General features: G+C 72.1%; 11 protein-coding genes. 10 read left to right on the top strand and 1 reads right to left on the bottom strand.

Going from position 1 to position 12,759, the window contains the following annotated elements; genetic code table 11:
* Positions 1-12: 12 nt before the first annotated feature.
* A complete protein-coding gene (locus tag ACQEV1_RS30785; RefSeq protein WP_433398056.1) occupies positions 13-1,488 on the bottom strand; it encodes an NAD-dependent succinate-semialdehyde dehydrogenase in 1,476 nt (491 codons plus the stop codon).
* A gap of 185 nt (positions 1,489-1,673) precedes the next feature.
* Between ACQEV1_RS30785 and ACQEV1_RS30780 the strand changes: the two genes are divergently transcribed.
* From ACQEV1_RS30780 to ACQEV1_RS30735, 10 genes are all read left to right on the top strand, one after another.
* Positions 1,674-3,044 (top strand): aminotransferase, encoded by a 1,371-nt coding sequence (locus tag ACQEV1_RS30780; protein WP_433398054.1) that lies wholly within the window; start codon positions 1,674-1,676, stop codon positions 3,042-3,044.
* A gap of 65 nt (positions 3,045-3,109) precedes the next feature.
* Complete coding sequence (locus tag ACQEV1_RS30775; protein ID WP_433398052.1) at positions 3,110-3,310, top strand: hypothetical protein; 201 nt, start codon at positions 3,110-3,112, stop codon at positions 3,308-3,310.
* A complete protein-coding gene (locus tag ACQEV1_RS30770; protein WP_433398050.1) occupies positions 3,307-4,422 on the top strand; it encodes an ATP-NAD kinase family protein in 1,116 nt (371 codons plus the stop codon). The genes ACQEV1_RS30775 and ACQEV1_RS30770 overlap by 4 nt, the downstream gene beginning before the upstream one ends.
* A 64-nt stretch (positions 4,423-4,486) precedes the next feature.
* Positions 4,487-5,878: an aminomethyl-transferring glycine dehydrogenase subunit GcvPA gene (gcvPA, locus tag ACQEV1_RS30765; RefSeq protein ID WP_433398048.1), complete on the top strand. Its 1,392-nt coding sequence runs from the start codon at positions 4,487-4,489 to the stop codon at positions 5,876-5,878.
* On the top strand, positions 5,875-7,419 hold the full coding sequence (gene gcvPB / locus ACQEV1_RS30760) for an aminomethyl-transferring glycine dehydrogenase subunit GcvPB (RefSeq protein WP_433398046.1): 1,545 nt from the start codon (positions 5,875-5,877) through the stop codon (positions 7,417-7,419). The genes gcvPA and gcvPB overlap by 4 nt, the downstream gene beginning before the upstream one ends.
* Positions 7,416-8,381 (top strand): 3-hydroxyacyl-CoA dehydrogenase, encoded by a 966-nt coding sequence (locus tag ACQEV1_RS30755; RefSeq protein WP_433398044.1) that lies wholly within the window; start codon positions 7,416-7,418, stop codon positions 8,379-8,381. The genes gcvPB and ACQEV1_RS30755 overlap by 4 nt, the downstream gene beginning before the upstream one ends.
* Positions 8,382-8,577: 196 nt before the next feature.
* Positions 8,578-9,990, top strand: coding sequence for a ferredoxin reductase family protein (locus ACQEV1_RS30750; protein ID WP_433398042.1), 1,413 nt, complete (start codon positions 8,578-8,580; stop codon positions 9,988-9,990).
* A 23-nt stretch (positions 9,991-10,013) separates the two neighbouring features.
* Complete coding sequence (locus ACQEV1_RS30745; RefSeq protein WP_433398040.1) at positions 10,014-10,484, top strand: FMN-binding protein; 471 nt, start codon at positions 10,014-10,016, stop codon at positions 10,482-10,484.
* Entirely contained in the window at positions 10,481-11,281 is an 801-nt protein-coding gene (locus tag ACQEV1_RS30740; protein ID WP_433398038.1) for an FAD:protein FMN transferase, read from the top strand. Before ACQEV1_RS30745 ends, ACQEV1_RS30740 begins: the two co-directional genes overlap by 4 nt.
* 152 nt (positions 11,282-11,433) lie before the next feature.
* Positions 11,434-12,552 (top strand): AbrB family transcriptional regulator, encoded by a 1,119-nt coding sequence (locus ACQEV1_RS30735; protein ID WP_433398036.1) that lies wholly within the window; start codon positions 11,434-11,436, stop codon positions 12,550-12,552.
* The last annotated feature ends 207 nt before the right edge of the window (positions 12,553-12,759 follow it).

Raw genomic sequence — 12,759 nt, 5'->3', positions numbered from 1 at the left:
AGACCGGACGGCTCAGCCGACGCCGTCCACGCAGAGGTACTTCAGCTCGGTGAACTCGTCGATGCCGTGCCGCGAGCCCTCGCGGCCGAGCCCGGACTCCTTGACGCCGCCGAACGGCGCCCCCTCGTAGGAGATCAGGCCGGTGTTGACGCCGACGACGCCGAACTCCAGCGCCTCGCCCACCCGCCACGTCCGGCCCAGGTCGGTGGTGAAGAAGTACGCGGCGAGGCCGAACGGCGTGTCGTTGGCGATCGCGATCGCCTCGTCCTCGGTGTCGAACGCGATGACGGGGGCGACCGGGCCGAAGGTCTCCTCCCGGGAGATCAGCATGTCCGGCCGCACCCCGGTGAGCAGCGTGGGCTGGAAGAACGTGCGGCCGAGCTCGTGCCGTCCGCCGCCGGCCAGGACGGTGGCGCCGGCGCCCACCGCGTCGCCGATGTGCCGCTCGACCTTCGCGACCGCGGCCGGCGAGATCAGCGGCCCCTGCTCGGATCCCTCCTTGAAGCCGTTGCCGACCTTCAGCGCCTCGACCGCGACGCGGAGCCGCTCGACGAACGCGTCGTGCACGCCGGACTGCACGAGGATCCGGTTCGCGCACACGCAGGTCTGCCCGGCGTTGCGGAACTTCGAGGCCATCGCACCGGCGACCGCGGCGTCCAGGTCGGCGTCGTCGAACACGATCAGCGGCGCGTTGCCGCCGAGTTCGAGCGCGACCTTCTTGACGGTGCGCGCGCTCTGCGCCATGAGCAGCTTGCCGACCTCGGTGGAGCCGGTGAAGCTGAGCGCCCGCACCGCCGGGTGCGAGGTCAGGATCTTCCCGATCATCGCCGGCTCGCCCGACACGACGCCGAGCACACCGGCCGGGATGCCCGCCCGGACGCCCAGCTCGGCGAGGGCGGTGGCCGACAGCGGCGTCTCCTCGGCGGGCTTGATGATCATCGGGCAGCCGGCCGCGAGCGCGGGCCCGGCCTTGCGCAGGATCATCGCCGACGGGAAGTTCCACGGCGTGATGGAGGCGCTCACGCCGACCGGCTGGCGCACCGCGAGGAGCCGGCGGCCGGCCGCGTTGGTCGGGATGACGTCGCCGTAGGTGCGCTTGGCCTCCTCGGCGTACCACTCGACGAAGCCGGCGCCGTACAGGATCTCGCCGCGGGCCTCGGCGAGCGGCTTGCCCTGCTCGGCGGTGAGGATCGTCGCCAGGTCGTCGGCGTTCGCGACGATCAGCTCGTACCACCGGCGCAGGATCCGGGCGCGCTCGGGCGCGGTGACGCGCGCCCATCCGGGAGCGGCGGCCTTCGCCGCCTCGACCGCGCGGACCACGTCCGCCTCAGTGGCGGAGGCCATGCGGGCGACGACCGCGCCGGTCGCGGGGTCGAGGACGTCGGCGCGCTCACCGGCCGAGCCGGGCGTCCACTCGCCGTCGATGAAGAGGTCCTCGCGCAACAGGCCGGGATCGCGCAGACGAGTGCGGTCAAAGGTCGAGTTCACGGCGTTCGTCCTCCAAATCCGAAGCCCCGGCATGTCCCGCGAAACAGCAGCTTGTTCGCGGTTTGGCCGGATTGCGGGCAAGTGTACGCTTTGCGGCCATTCCTTGCTACATTGACCGCGCGGTCGCCGGCCCGGCGCCCGACCCGTCTCCTCTCCGACACCGACTCACACGAATGCGGGTGCCCATGACGATCGAGGACATCGACAAAGAGTTCTTCTTCCACCCGTTCACCCAGCTGCGTGAACACCAGCAGCACGGCCCGCTGACCATGGTCGAGGGGCACGGGTCGACGCTGACCGACACGCGTGGCCGGACCTACCTCGACGCGATGGCCGGCCTGTGGTGCGTCAACATCGGCTACGGCAACACCGAGATGGCCGAGACGCTGCGGGTCCAGACCGAGCGGCTGCCCTATTACCACACGTTCGCGTCGATGGGGAACGAACCGGTCGCGCGGCTCGCCCAGCGGCTCATCGCGATGGCGCCGGGGGAGATGTCGAAGGTCTTCTTCGGCAACAGCGGCTCCGACGCCAACGACACCCAGGTCAAGCTCGTCTGGTACTACAACAACGTCCTCGGCCGGCCGGAGAAGAAGAAGATCATCTCGCGGCGCCGCGGCTACCACGGCGTGACGGTGATGTCCGGCAGCCTGTGCGGCCTGCCCGGCATGCACGCCGGGTTCGACCTGCCGCTGCCGATGGTGCACTTCGTCCGTGCCCCGCACCGGCTGTGGGAGCAGCAGGAGGGCCAGAGCGAGGAGGAGTTCGTCCGTGACCTCGCCGACGAGCTGGAACGCCTGATCCTCGCCGAGGGACCCGAGACGGTCGCGGCGTTCATCGCCGAGCCCGTCCAGGCCGCCGGCGGCGTCATCGTCCCGCCCGCGTCGTACTTCCCGGCGATCCAGGAGGTGCTGAGCCGGTACGACGTGCTGCTGATCGCCGACGAGGTGGTGTGCGGGTTCGGCCGTACCGGCGACACCTTCGGCTCGGAGGTCTTCGGGATCCGGCCGGACCTCATCACGGTCGCCAAGGGGATCACCTCGGCGTACGTGCCGCTGTCGGCGTGCATCGTCTCCGCGCCCGTGTGGGACGTGATCGCCAGTGGCGCGGACAAGTACGGCGTCTTCAGCCACGGCTACACCTACTCGGCGCACCCGCTCGCCGCCGCGGCGGCCATGACCAACCTCGACATCATCGAGCGGGACGGGCTCATGCGGCAGGCCAAGGCGCGCGGCGACCACCTCGCCGAACGCCTGCGCGCCGAGTTCGCCGACCACCCGCTGGTGGGCGAGGTCCGCGGCTACGGGCTGCTCGGCGCGGTCGAGTTCGTCAAGTCCAAGGCTCCGTTCACGGCGTTCGACCCGGCGCTGAAGATGTCGGCCGCGGTCGTCCAGCGCGCCCGCGAGCTCGGCGTCATCAGCCGCGCCCTGCCGGCCTCGGACTCGATCGCCTTCTCGCCGCCGTTCGTGGTCACCGAGGACGAGATCGACGAGATGGCCGCGCTGGCCCGGCAGGCCCTGGACGACGTCGCACGCGACCTCCGCCTGCTGCCATGACCGAGCGAAGCGAGGGAATCGGAAGGCGCGTCCCAGTGGTCACTTCCTCCGACGTAGGAGGACTTATGACCGAGCGAAGCGAGGGAATCAGAAGGCGCGTCCCAGTGGTCACTCCCTCCGACGTAGGAGGGCTCATGACCGAGCGGAGCGAGGGAATCGGAAGGCGCGTCCCAGTGGTCACTTCCTCCGACGTAGGAGGGCTCATGACCGAGCGGAGCGAGCAAACGGCGTTCGCGGTCGCCGCCGTGGCGCGGGAGGGCGCGTGACGCCACGGCTCGGTCTCGTCGTCAACCCGATCGCCGGCATGGGCGGCCGGGTGGGCCTGCACGGGACCGACGGGCCGGCGCTGGAGGCGGCGGTACGCCGGGGCGCGGTCGCCGTCGCACCGCACCGCGCGCGCCGCGCGCTGGAGCGCCTGCGCGCTCTGGCGCCGGACGTCCCGGTCCTCGCCGCCGAGGGCCCGCTGGGCGGTGACCACGTGACCGGGGGAGTCGCCGAGATCCTGCCGCGGACGCGAACCGGCCCGACCACGGCGGAGGACACCCGCGAGGCCGTACGGCGGATGGCGGACGCCGGCGTCGCGCTGGTGCTGTTCGCCGGCGGGGACGGCACGGCGCGCGACGTCGTCGAGGCGGCCGGGACCTCGGTGCCGGTGCTCGGCGTGCCGTCCGGGGTCAAGATGCACTCCGGGGTGTTCGCGACCGGACCGGAGGCGGCCGGGGAGACCGCGGCCCGGTTCCTCGCCCGGCCCGGCGCCTGCCGCGACGCCGAGGTGGTCGACCTGGCCGGCGACGGGCCGCGCGTGTTCGGCGTCGCGCGCGTGCCGGACGCGGGGAGCGCGTTGCAGCGGGCCAAGGCGTTCACCGCGCGCTCCGGCGACGCCGACCTCGCCGCGCTCGGCCGCGAGGTGGCCGGGGAGATGCGCGACGACCGGGTCTACCTGCTCGGACCGGGCACCACCGTCGCGTACGTGAACGCCGCGCTCGGCCTGCCCGCGTCGCTGCTCGGCGTCGACGCCGTCCTCGGCGGGCGGCTGGTCGCCGAGGACGCGAGCGAGACCGAACTGCTGGCGCTGCTCGCCGAGCACCCGGCGGCGACGCTGGTGCTCGGCGTCGTGGGCGGCCAGGGCTTCCTGCTCGGCCGGGGAAACCAGCAGCTCAGCGCCACCGTGCTCGACGCGGTCGGCGCCGGCCACATCGAGATACTCGCCGACCGCGGCAAGGTCGCCGCGCTCGACCCGCCGGTGCTGCGGATCGACGTCGGCGACGAGCACGCGACCGCCCCGATCACGGGCTACCGCAAGGTACGCACCGGGCGCGGCCGGAGCACCGTCCTGCGGATCGTCGCCGAGGGCCTGTCTCGAAGTCCCGGTCCGTAGCAGTAGGACGCGGGGCTTTGAGACAGGCCCTAGCGGCGAACAACGTGCACAGAAAGGAGTGGGCGTGGCACATCCGTACATGCCGAACTCGACGCCGGACGCCAGGGCCGCGATGATGCGGGCGGCCGGCGTCACCGACGTCGACGAGCTGTTCGAGCAGATCCCGGCCGACCATCTCGCGGCCGAGCCGATCGCCCTCGGCGACGGCGTCCGCGCGGAGGCGAGCGTGCGCCGGCACGTACGGCGGCTGCTCGACCGCAACGACAGTTGCGCGGAGAACCTGAACTTCCTCGGCGCGGGTTGCTGGCAGCACTACGTGCCGGCCGTCTGCGACGAGATCGCCTCGCGCAGCGAGTTCCTGACCCCCGTCTGGGGCACGCCGTCCTCCGACCACGGCCGCAATCAGGCCTGGTTCGAGTACGCCTCGCAGCTCGGTGAGCTGGTCGGCATGGACTTCGTCGGCCTGCCGGTCTACAGCTGGGGCGCCGCGGCAGGGCACGCGATCCGGATGGCGGCGCGGATGACCGGCCGCCGTGAGGTGGTCGTGCCGGCCACACTCGACCCGGAGCGTCTCGCCGTGATCCGCACCTACTGCGGGGGCGAGGGCGGCGAGGCGATCGCCGTGGTCGTCGCCCGGCACGACCCGGACACCGGACGGCTGGACCTGGCCGACCTGGAGGCCAAGGTCGGCGACGCGACCGCGGCGGTGTACCTCGAGACGCCCAACCACCTCGGCGTGGTCGAGGCCGACGCCGCCGCCGTGGCCCGGCTCGCGCGCGGGCACGGCGCGGAGACGATCGTCGGCGTCGACCCGATCTCCCTCGGCGTGCTCAAGCCGCCGTCGGAGTACGGCGCCGACATCACGGTCGGCACCACCCAGCCGCTCGGCGTCCACATGAACGCCGGAGGCGGTGTCGGGGGCTTCATCGCCACCCGGGACGAGGAGCGGTACGCGCGGGAGTACCCGACGTTGCAGGTCAGCCTCGCGGACACGAGGGTCCCGGGCGAGCGCGCGTTCGGCATGACGCTGTTCCACCAGACCTCCTACGGATCGCGCGAGGAGGGCAACGACTGGACCGGGAACTCGGTCTACCTCTGGACGGTCGTCAACGCGGTCTACATGGCCCTGATGGGACCGCGGGGATTCGCCGACATCGGCGCGACCATCGCGGCGAACAGCGCGTACGCCGCCCGGCGCATCGGCACGGTCCCCGGGGTGAGCGTGCGGTGGCCGTCCGGGTTCTTCAAGGAGTTCGTCGTGGACTTCACCGCCACGGGCCGGACCGTGGCGCAGGTCAACGCGGCACTGCGCGCCCGGGGGATCTTCGGCGGCAAGGACCTGTCCGCCGACTTCCCCGAGCTGGGCCAGGCGGCTCTGTACTGCGTCACCGAGATCCACACGGACGATGACATCACCGCGCTGGTCAGCGCCCTTCACGAGGTGGTCGCCGCATGAACAGCTTCCCCCGCCGCTACCACGCCGCCGTCTGGGACGAACCTCTGATCATGGAGCAGGGCGCGCCCGGCCGCCGCGGCACCGTGCCGCCCGGCCCGATCGAGGCCGCCGGGGACCTGCTGCCGGAGGGCATGCGGCGTACGACGCCGCCGGCGCTGCCGGAGGTCGCCGAGCCCGACGTGCTGCGTCACTACCTGCGGCTGTCACAGCAGACCATGGGCATGATCGGCATCAGCCTGTTCGGCACGTGCACGATGAAGTACAACCCCCGCGTGGGCGAACTGCTCGCGGCACGCGACCAGCTCGCCGAGATCCACCCGCACCAGGACGACGCCGCCATTCAGGGGCTGCTCGAGATCGTGCACGAGTTCGACCTGATGCTGCGCGAGCTGTCGGGGATGGGACGGTTCATCTTCCAGGCCGGCGGGGGCGCGGCGGCCGCCTACGTCCACGCCTGCGTCACCCGCGCGTACCACGAGTCGCGCGGTGAGCTCGCGCAGCGGCGCGACGTGATCACCACCGCCCAGGCCCACCCGTGCAACCCGGCCACCGCGGCGGCCGCCGGATTCAACGTGATCACGCTGCCGGTGGAGCGGGACGGCTACCCGTCCCTGGACGCGCTGCGCGCCGTCGTCGGCGACGGCACCGCCTCGCTGATGATCAACAATCCGGACGACATGGGCATCTACAACCCGCACATCAAGGAGTGGGTGGACCTCGTGCACGAGGCCGGCGGCCTGTGCTTCTACGACCACGCCAACTTCAACGGGGTGATGGGCCGCATCCGGGCGGCGGAGCTGGGCTTCGACGCGTGCATGTTCATGCTGCACAAGACCTTCGGCGCGCCGAAGGGCGGCGGCGGCCCGGCCGTCGGTGCGTACGGCTGCACGCCCGAGCTCGAACCCTTCCTGCCGGGCCCGCTCGTGGTCCGCACGGACTCCGGGTACGAGCGGCGGGAGAACGAGGCGGGCGTGGGCCGGGTCCGCGAGTTCCTGGGGAACCTGCCGCAGGTCGTGAAGGCCTACTCGTGGACGCTGGCGATGGGCGCCGACGGCATCCGCGAGGCGGCCGACATCTCGGTGCTGGCCAACAACTACATGGAGACGCGACTGCTCGCCATCCCCGGCGTCACCAAGTCGTTCGACCACCTCACCGCCCGGCGGCTGGAGATGACGCGCTACAGCCTCGGCGAGTACACGGAGGAGACCGGCGTGACCGCCGTGGACGTCCAGAACCGGATGACCGACTACGGCGTGGACGCGTTCTGGCTCAGCCACGAGCCCTGGATCGTGCCGGAGCCGTTCACCCCCGAGGCCGGTGAGGGGTGGTCGAAGGAGGACATCGACTACTGGATCGACGTGCTGGCCCACGTGATGGAGGAGGGACGCACCGACCCGGAGCTGGTCAGGTCCGCGCCGCACAACCAGGTCGTGGCCCAGATCGACACCGCCTCCCTCGACGACCCGGCCCGTTGGGCGACGACGTGGCGCGCGTACCGGCGCAAGAACGAGCGACAGAACGAGCGAGAGGTCACGGCGTGAGCGACGTGTCATCGCCGGCCGTCACGGTCGTCGGCGCGGGCAGCATCGGGGTGGCGTGGGCGATCGTCTTCGCCCGCGCCGGCCATCGCGTCGCCCTGTACGACCTCGACCCCGGCCGGGTCGCGGCGGCGCGGCCGGAGGTGGAGCGCCGGCTGGCCGAGCTCGCCGGGTTCGGTCTCGCCGACGAGGCGGCGCTCGACCTCGTCACGGCGACGGCCGACCTCGGCGAGGCGCTGGCGGGCACCGCGTACGTCCAGGAGTGCGTGGTCGAGTCGCTGGAGGTCAAGCGGGAGCTGTTCGCCGAGCTCGACCGGCGCACCGGGCCCGAGGTGGTGCTGGCGAGCTCCACGTCGATGATCCCCTGCTCACGGTTCGCGGACGCGCTGCCCGGCCGGGCGCGGTGCCTCGTCGTGCACCCCGGCAACCCGCCGTACCTGTTGCCGATCGCCGAGCTCGCCCCGGCGCCGTTCACGGCCCCGGAGACGGTCGAGCGCGCCCGAGAGCTGCTGTCCGCGGCCGGCATGGTGCCGGTCCTGGTCGGCAGGGAGAACGAGGGCTTCATCTTCAACCGGCTGCAGGGCGCCCTGCTGCGAGAGGCGTACTGCCTGGTGCGCGACGGCGTCGCCACACCGGCCGACGTCGACCTCGTTGTCAACTCGGGGCTGGGCCGGCGGTGGTCCGTCCTCGGGCCGTTCGCGACCGCGGAGCTGAACACCCGGGGCGGGATCGAGCGCCACGCGGAGGTGCTCGGTCCGGCGTACGCCCGGATGGGCGCCGAACGCGGACAGCACGACCCCTGGACCCCGGACCTCGTCGCCCGCGTCGCCGCGGAGGTGCACGCGACCCTGCCGCCCGAGGACTGGGCCGACCACGTCGAGCGTCGCGACCGCGCACTGATGCGGCTGGAACAGGCACGCCGCGCCGACCCCGAGTCGTTCGGCGGGTTCTCTCCCTCCAGCTGAACCCCCGCGATGAGCCGGCGGTGCTCGAGGGAGTACGGACAGGCACCTTCCGGCACGCTCGGATCGACCCAGGGGCGGACTCCGGACAATCTGAACGATTTATGAAGATTCTCCTGGTCACAGGCATGCACATGGTTTGACACAGTGAGCCGGGTCCGCTCCCTCCGGGAGATCGGTGTCGATCGTTGGAGGTGCCGTGCCGGCCACGCGTACCGCACGACCGCAGGCGAGCCCGCACCCTCCGGGGGCGACGGCGGGCCTGCTTCCGAGGCCCGGGCACGTGTGGGAACGAATGCTCGTCCTGGTCATCGCCGCCGGGGCGGGAGCGGTGCTCGCCGTCTGGTGGCAGGACACGACGGCGGGCTCGCTGCACGGCACCGGTGACTATGTGACCGCGGCGGGGCGGATCGCCGGGATGCTCGGCGCCTATCTGTTGCTCGTGCTGGTGGCGTTGATGGCCCGCGTCCCCCTCCTGGACAACCGGGTCGGCTCCGACGTCGCGGCCCGCCACCACCGGGCACTCGGCGAGTACACGGTGATCCTGCTGGTCTCCCACGCTCTCCTGCTCGTGGTCGGCTACGGGATGCAGTCGGGCACCGATCCGGTCACGGAGACCGTCACGGTGGAGGTCTCCTACCCGGACGTGCTGATGGCCACGGCGGCGCTCGGCCTGCTGGTCATGGTCGGGGTCCTGTCGGCGCGGACGGTTCGCCGCAGGCTCTCCTACGAGACCTGGCACTTCGCCCACCTGTACGTCTATCTGGCGATGGCGCTGGCGTTCGCCCACGAGTTCGCCAACGGCGCCGACTTCTCCAACTCCGTACGCAACCGGGCCATCTGGTCGGCTGCTCACATCGCGGTCCTCGCCGCCGTGCTGGTCTTCCGTCTCGTCCTGCCGGTGTGGCGGTCGGTCCGGCACTCGCTGCGCGTCGCGGAGGTCGTGACCGAGGGGCCCGGCGTCATCTCCATCTACCTGACCGGCCGCCGCCTGGACCGGCTCGGCGCCGAGCCCGGGCAGTTCCTGCGGTGGCGGTTCCTGTCCCGCGGGCTGTGGTGGGAGTCCCACCCGTACTCCCTGTCGGCGGCTCCGACCGACCGTACGATGCGCATCACCGTCAAGAACCTCGGAGACGGCAGCGGGCGGCTCGAGCGGTTGCGGCGCGGCACCCGGGTGTGGATCGAGGGGCCGTACGGAGCGCTCACGGCCCGCCGCGGCGCGATCCGTTCCGGTCTGCGGCGCCCGACCCTGCTGATCGCGGGCGGTGTGGGCATCACACCGATCCGCGCGCTCTATGAGACCTTGCCGGGGTTCGGGGCGGACGTGATCCTGCTGTACCGGGCGGCGCGGCAGGAGGACCTGGTCTTCTGGCCGGAACTGCAGGCCATCGCCCGCAACCGGCGCTTCGGCCTCTATCCGATCGTCGGCGGGGACACGGTACGGGGCCGGAACCCGCTCGACGCCAGGGCGCTATTGAGAATCGTGCCCGACGCGGCCCGGCGGGACGTCTACCTGTGCGGGCCTCCAGGACTGGTCAAGGCCACGACCGAGCAGCTCAAGCGCGCCGGCGTACCCCGGCGCCGGATCCACGTCGAAGCCTTCGACCTGTGAGCCCGGCGGAAAGGTGAACAGACATGATCAAGGTAGCCGTCTCGCTGGTGTCCACGGCCGTCGGCCTGGTGCTGTTGCTGTCATTCAAGTCGCACACGGCGGGTGCGCCGAAGTCCGCGCTCGCCGGCACCGGCTCCACGCCCGCCTCGACCGCCGGACCGGGCGGTGCGGCCGCTCACTCCCCGTCGCCCCGGCGAACGAAGCGTCCCCGGGGAGCGCACGGCACCTTCACCGGTGATCCGATCGACACCCCGTACGGCACGATGCAGGTGGCGGCGGTCGTCTCCAACGGCAGGCTCACCGGCGTCACGGTGCTGCGGCACACTGACGTCGGCGGCCGCAGCGCGCAGATCGACGCCGCCGCGCTCCCGGTCCTGAAGTCCGAGGCGATGTCCGCGCACAGCGCCGACATCGATGTCGTGTCCGGTGCCACCTACACCTCACGGGGATACGCCAGGTCGTTGCAGTCGGCATTGGACAAGGCAGGCATATGACCGGCCGGCGCACGGCGACCGCCCCGATCATGGGGACGGTCATGTCCATCGCGGCGCCGGGCGACACGGATCCGGACCTCTTCGCGACGGCGGCGGAGGCCGCGTTCGCCTGCCTGCGCCACGCCGACGAGGTCTTCTCTCCCTTCAAGACGGACAGTCCGGTCAGCCTGATCAGGGACGGTGCGCTGCGGGTCGCCGGACTCGGCGACCACCCGGAGGGCGCGCGGATCCAGGAGATCCTCGACCTCTGCCATGCGCTCAAGACCGAGAGCGGAGGCGCGTTCGACGCGTGGGCGGTCGGCGACCCGCCCGCCTTCGACCCGTGCGGCGCGGTCAAGGGCTGGGCCGCCGAGCGAGCGAGCGCCGCACTGACCGCACACGGCCTGACCGGCCACACCCTTGGGGCCGGCGGTGACGTCCGGGTCCGCGGTGGGGCCGGCGACCGGCCCTGGCGTGTGGGCATCGCCGATCCTCGCCGGCCGGGGCGGGTGCTCACCGTCGCCGAACTGGCCGACGGGGCCGTGGCGACCTCGGGCACCGCCGAACGCGGCGCGCACGTCTGGGACCCCCGCACCGGCCGCCCCGCCTCCGGCCTGCTCCAGGTCTCCGTCATCGGACCGAGCCTCACCTGGGCCGACGGGTACGCCACCGCCGCGATGGCACTCGGGCCGCAGGCGTACGACTGGCTCACCGACCTCGCCGAGCGGACCGGCTATGAGGGGCTCGTCGTGGATCGCGAGTCCCGCATGCGGTGGACGCCGCGCATGGCGCGGTTCATCCCCGCCCTCGCATCGTAGCTCTCAAAGAGAGATGTTCATTTTCTTGATTCGTTCTTGTTTTACTGCATAGCGTGCTGACCATGAGTGCGTATCGGCTTGCTCACCCGCCGTGGCCAGGGCTTTTCCGTCGGCCGCGTGATCGCCGGCGGTGGGGCTGGCTGCTCGTCGTCGTGACCGCCTGCATCGCGGGAGAAGCCGCCGAATCCGTCGTGCCGGCATCGCACCTGCTAGTGCCACTCGTCGTGGGCTTCGCCGCGGCGATCAGCGGGCTCGTCGCCGGCAAGGTCCCGCCGTCCGTGAACCGCGGTTCCCAGGCCGTCCTCGGCGTGATGATCGGCGCCTCGCTGAGCCCGACGGCGCTGCGTCAGACCGTGACTGCGGCCGTTCCCCTGACCATCGTCACGGCTCTGACCGTCGCGCTCAGCCTGGCCGCCGCCGCGCTGCTGGCCGTGGTCGCCCGGCTCGACCGCCCCACCGCCCTCCTCGGCATGATGGCGGGAGGCTCGGCGGCGGCGGTCGCCTGCGCGGAGGACATGCGCGCCGACGCGCGGCTGGTCGCCGTCATGCAGTACCTTCGCGTGGCTCTGATCGCCGCCACCGCCCCCGTACTGGTGGGCCGGCTTCTCGCCTCACCCGCGCCGTCCGGCGGTTCACACCCTGTCAACCCCCCGGCCTGGCACCTGGTGACCGGCCCGCACCAGGGCGCCGGGCTGGTGCTGGTCGCGGTCATCGCGTTCGCCGGAGCCGTCGCCGCAGGCCGGCTCCGGCTCCCCAGCGCCGCCCTGCTGGGGCCCATGCTGCTCGCGGCGACGCTCACCATGAGCGGAACGACCACCGGTTTCGCCCCGTCCGGTGCGCTGCGAAGCGCGCTGCTGACCGTCATCGGCCTGGACGTCGGCCTGCGGTTCACCCGTTCGGCCCTCACCCGGATGGGCCGGCTGCTGCCCCTCGCCCTGGCCTGCTCCGTCGTCGTCAGCGTCGCCTGCGCGATGCTCGCCTGGCCGCTGTCCAGGCTGGTGCACATCCCGTTGACGGACGCCTATCTGGCCACCACCCCCGGCGGGATCAACGCCGTCATCGCCACCGCGGCCGCCTCCAACGCCAACATCCCGTTGATCTCCAGCGTGCAGAGCCTCCGCCTGTTCTGCATGGTGTTGCTCGCCCCGCTCCTCATCCGCCTGGCGGTGCGGTGGCAGGACCGATCCGCCGGCGGAGCCCTCACCGCGTCTCCGGCCGAAGGCCGCCGAGCTGAGCGGGCCCGACCGCAAGCGGCGCGCTCCGCCGAATGAACCGGTCGTACGGCCGGTCCTGCCCAAAGGGGACCTTCGTCCCTGTCCGCCTGATCGACGTCCGCACAGACTGGAAGCCGCCCCCTCCGTGACCGTCGCGTCGGCACGATGACAGGGGGGAGACCCGATGATCCATCAGACGGCCTCGACCGGGCTCAACGTCCTCCTGCGACGGACGCGGGTCCCGCTGTGGCGGCGGATCGTCTC

Origin of the sequence: Actinoallomurus sp. CA-142502, from assembly GCF_050936355.1 — a bacterium.
GTDB classification, from domain to species: Bacteria; Actinomycetota; Actinomycetes; order Streptosporangiales; family Streptosporangiaceae; genus Actinoallomurus; species Actinoallomurus iriomotensis.
Note: the sequence above shows the minus strand (reverse complement) of the source record. Positions and strands in the feature narration are given on the sequence as shown.

Excerpts from the sequence above, each read along its gene's own strand:
- ACQEV1_RS30780 (WP_433398054.1), top strand. The coding sequence starts at position 1,674 with ATGACGATCGAGGACATCGACAAAGAGTTCTTCTTCCACCCGTTCACC.
- ACQEV1_RS30775 (WP_433398052.1), top strand. The coding sequence starts at position 3,110 with ATGACCGAGCGAAGCGAGGGAATCAGAAGGCGCGTCCCAGTGGTCACT.
- gcvPB (WP_433398046.1), top strand. The coding sequence starts at position 5,875 with ATGAACAGCTTCCCCCGCCGCTACCACGCCGCCGTCTGGGACGAACCT.
- ACQEV1_RS30745 (WP_433398040.1), top strand. The coding sequence starts at position 10,014 with ATGATCAAGGTAGCCGTCTCGCTGGTGTCCACGGCCGTCGGCCTGGTG.
- ACQEV1_RS30740 (WP_433398038.1), top strand. The coding sequence starts at position 10,481 with ATGACCGGCCGGCGCACGGCGACCGCCCCGATCATGGGGACGGTCATG.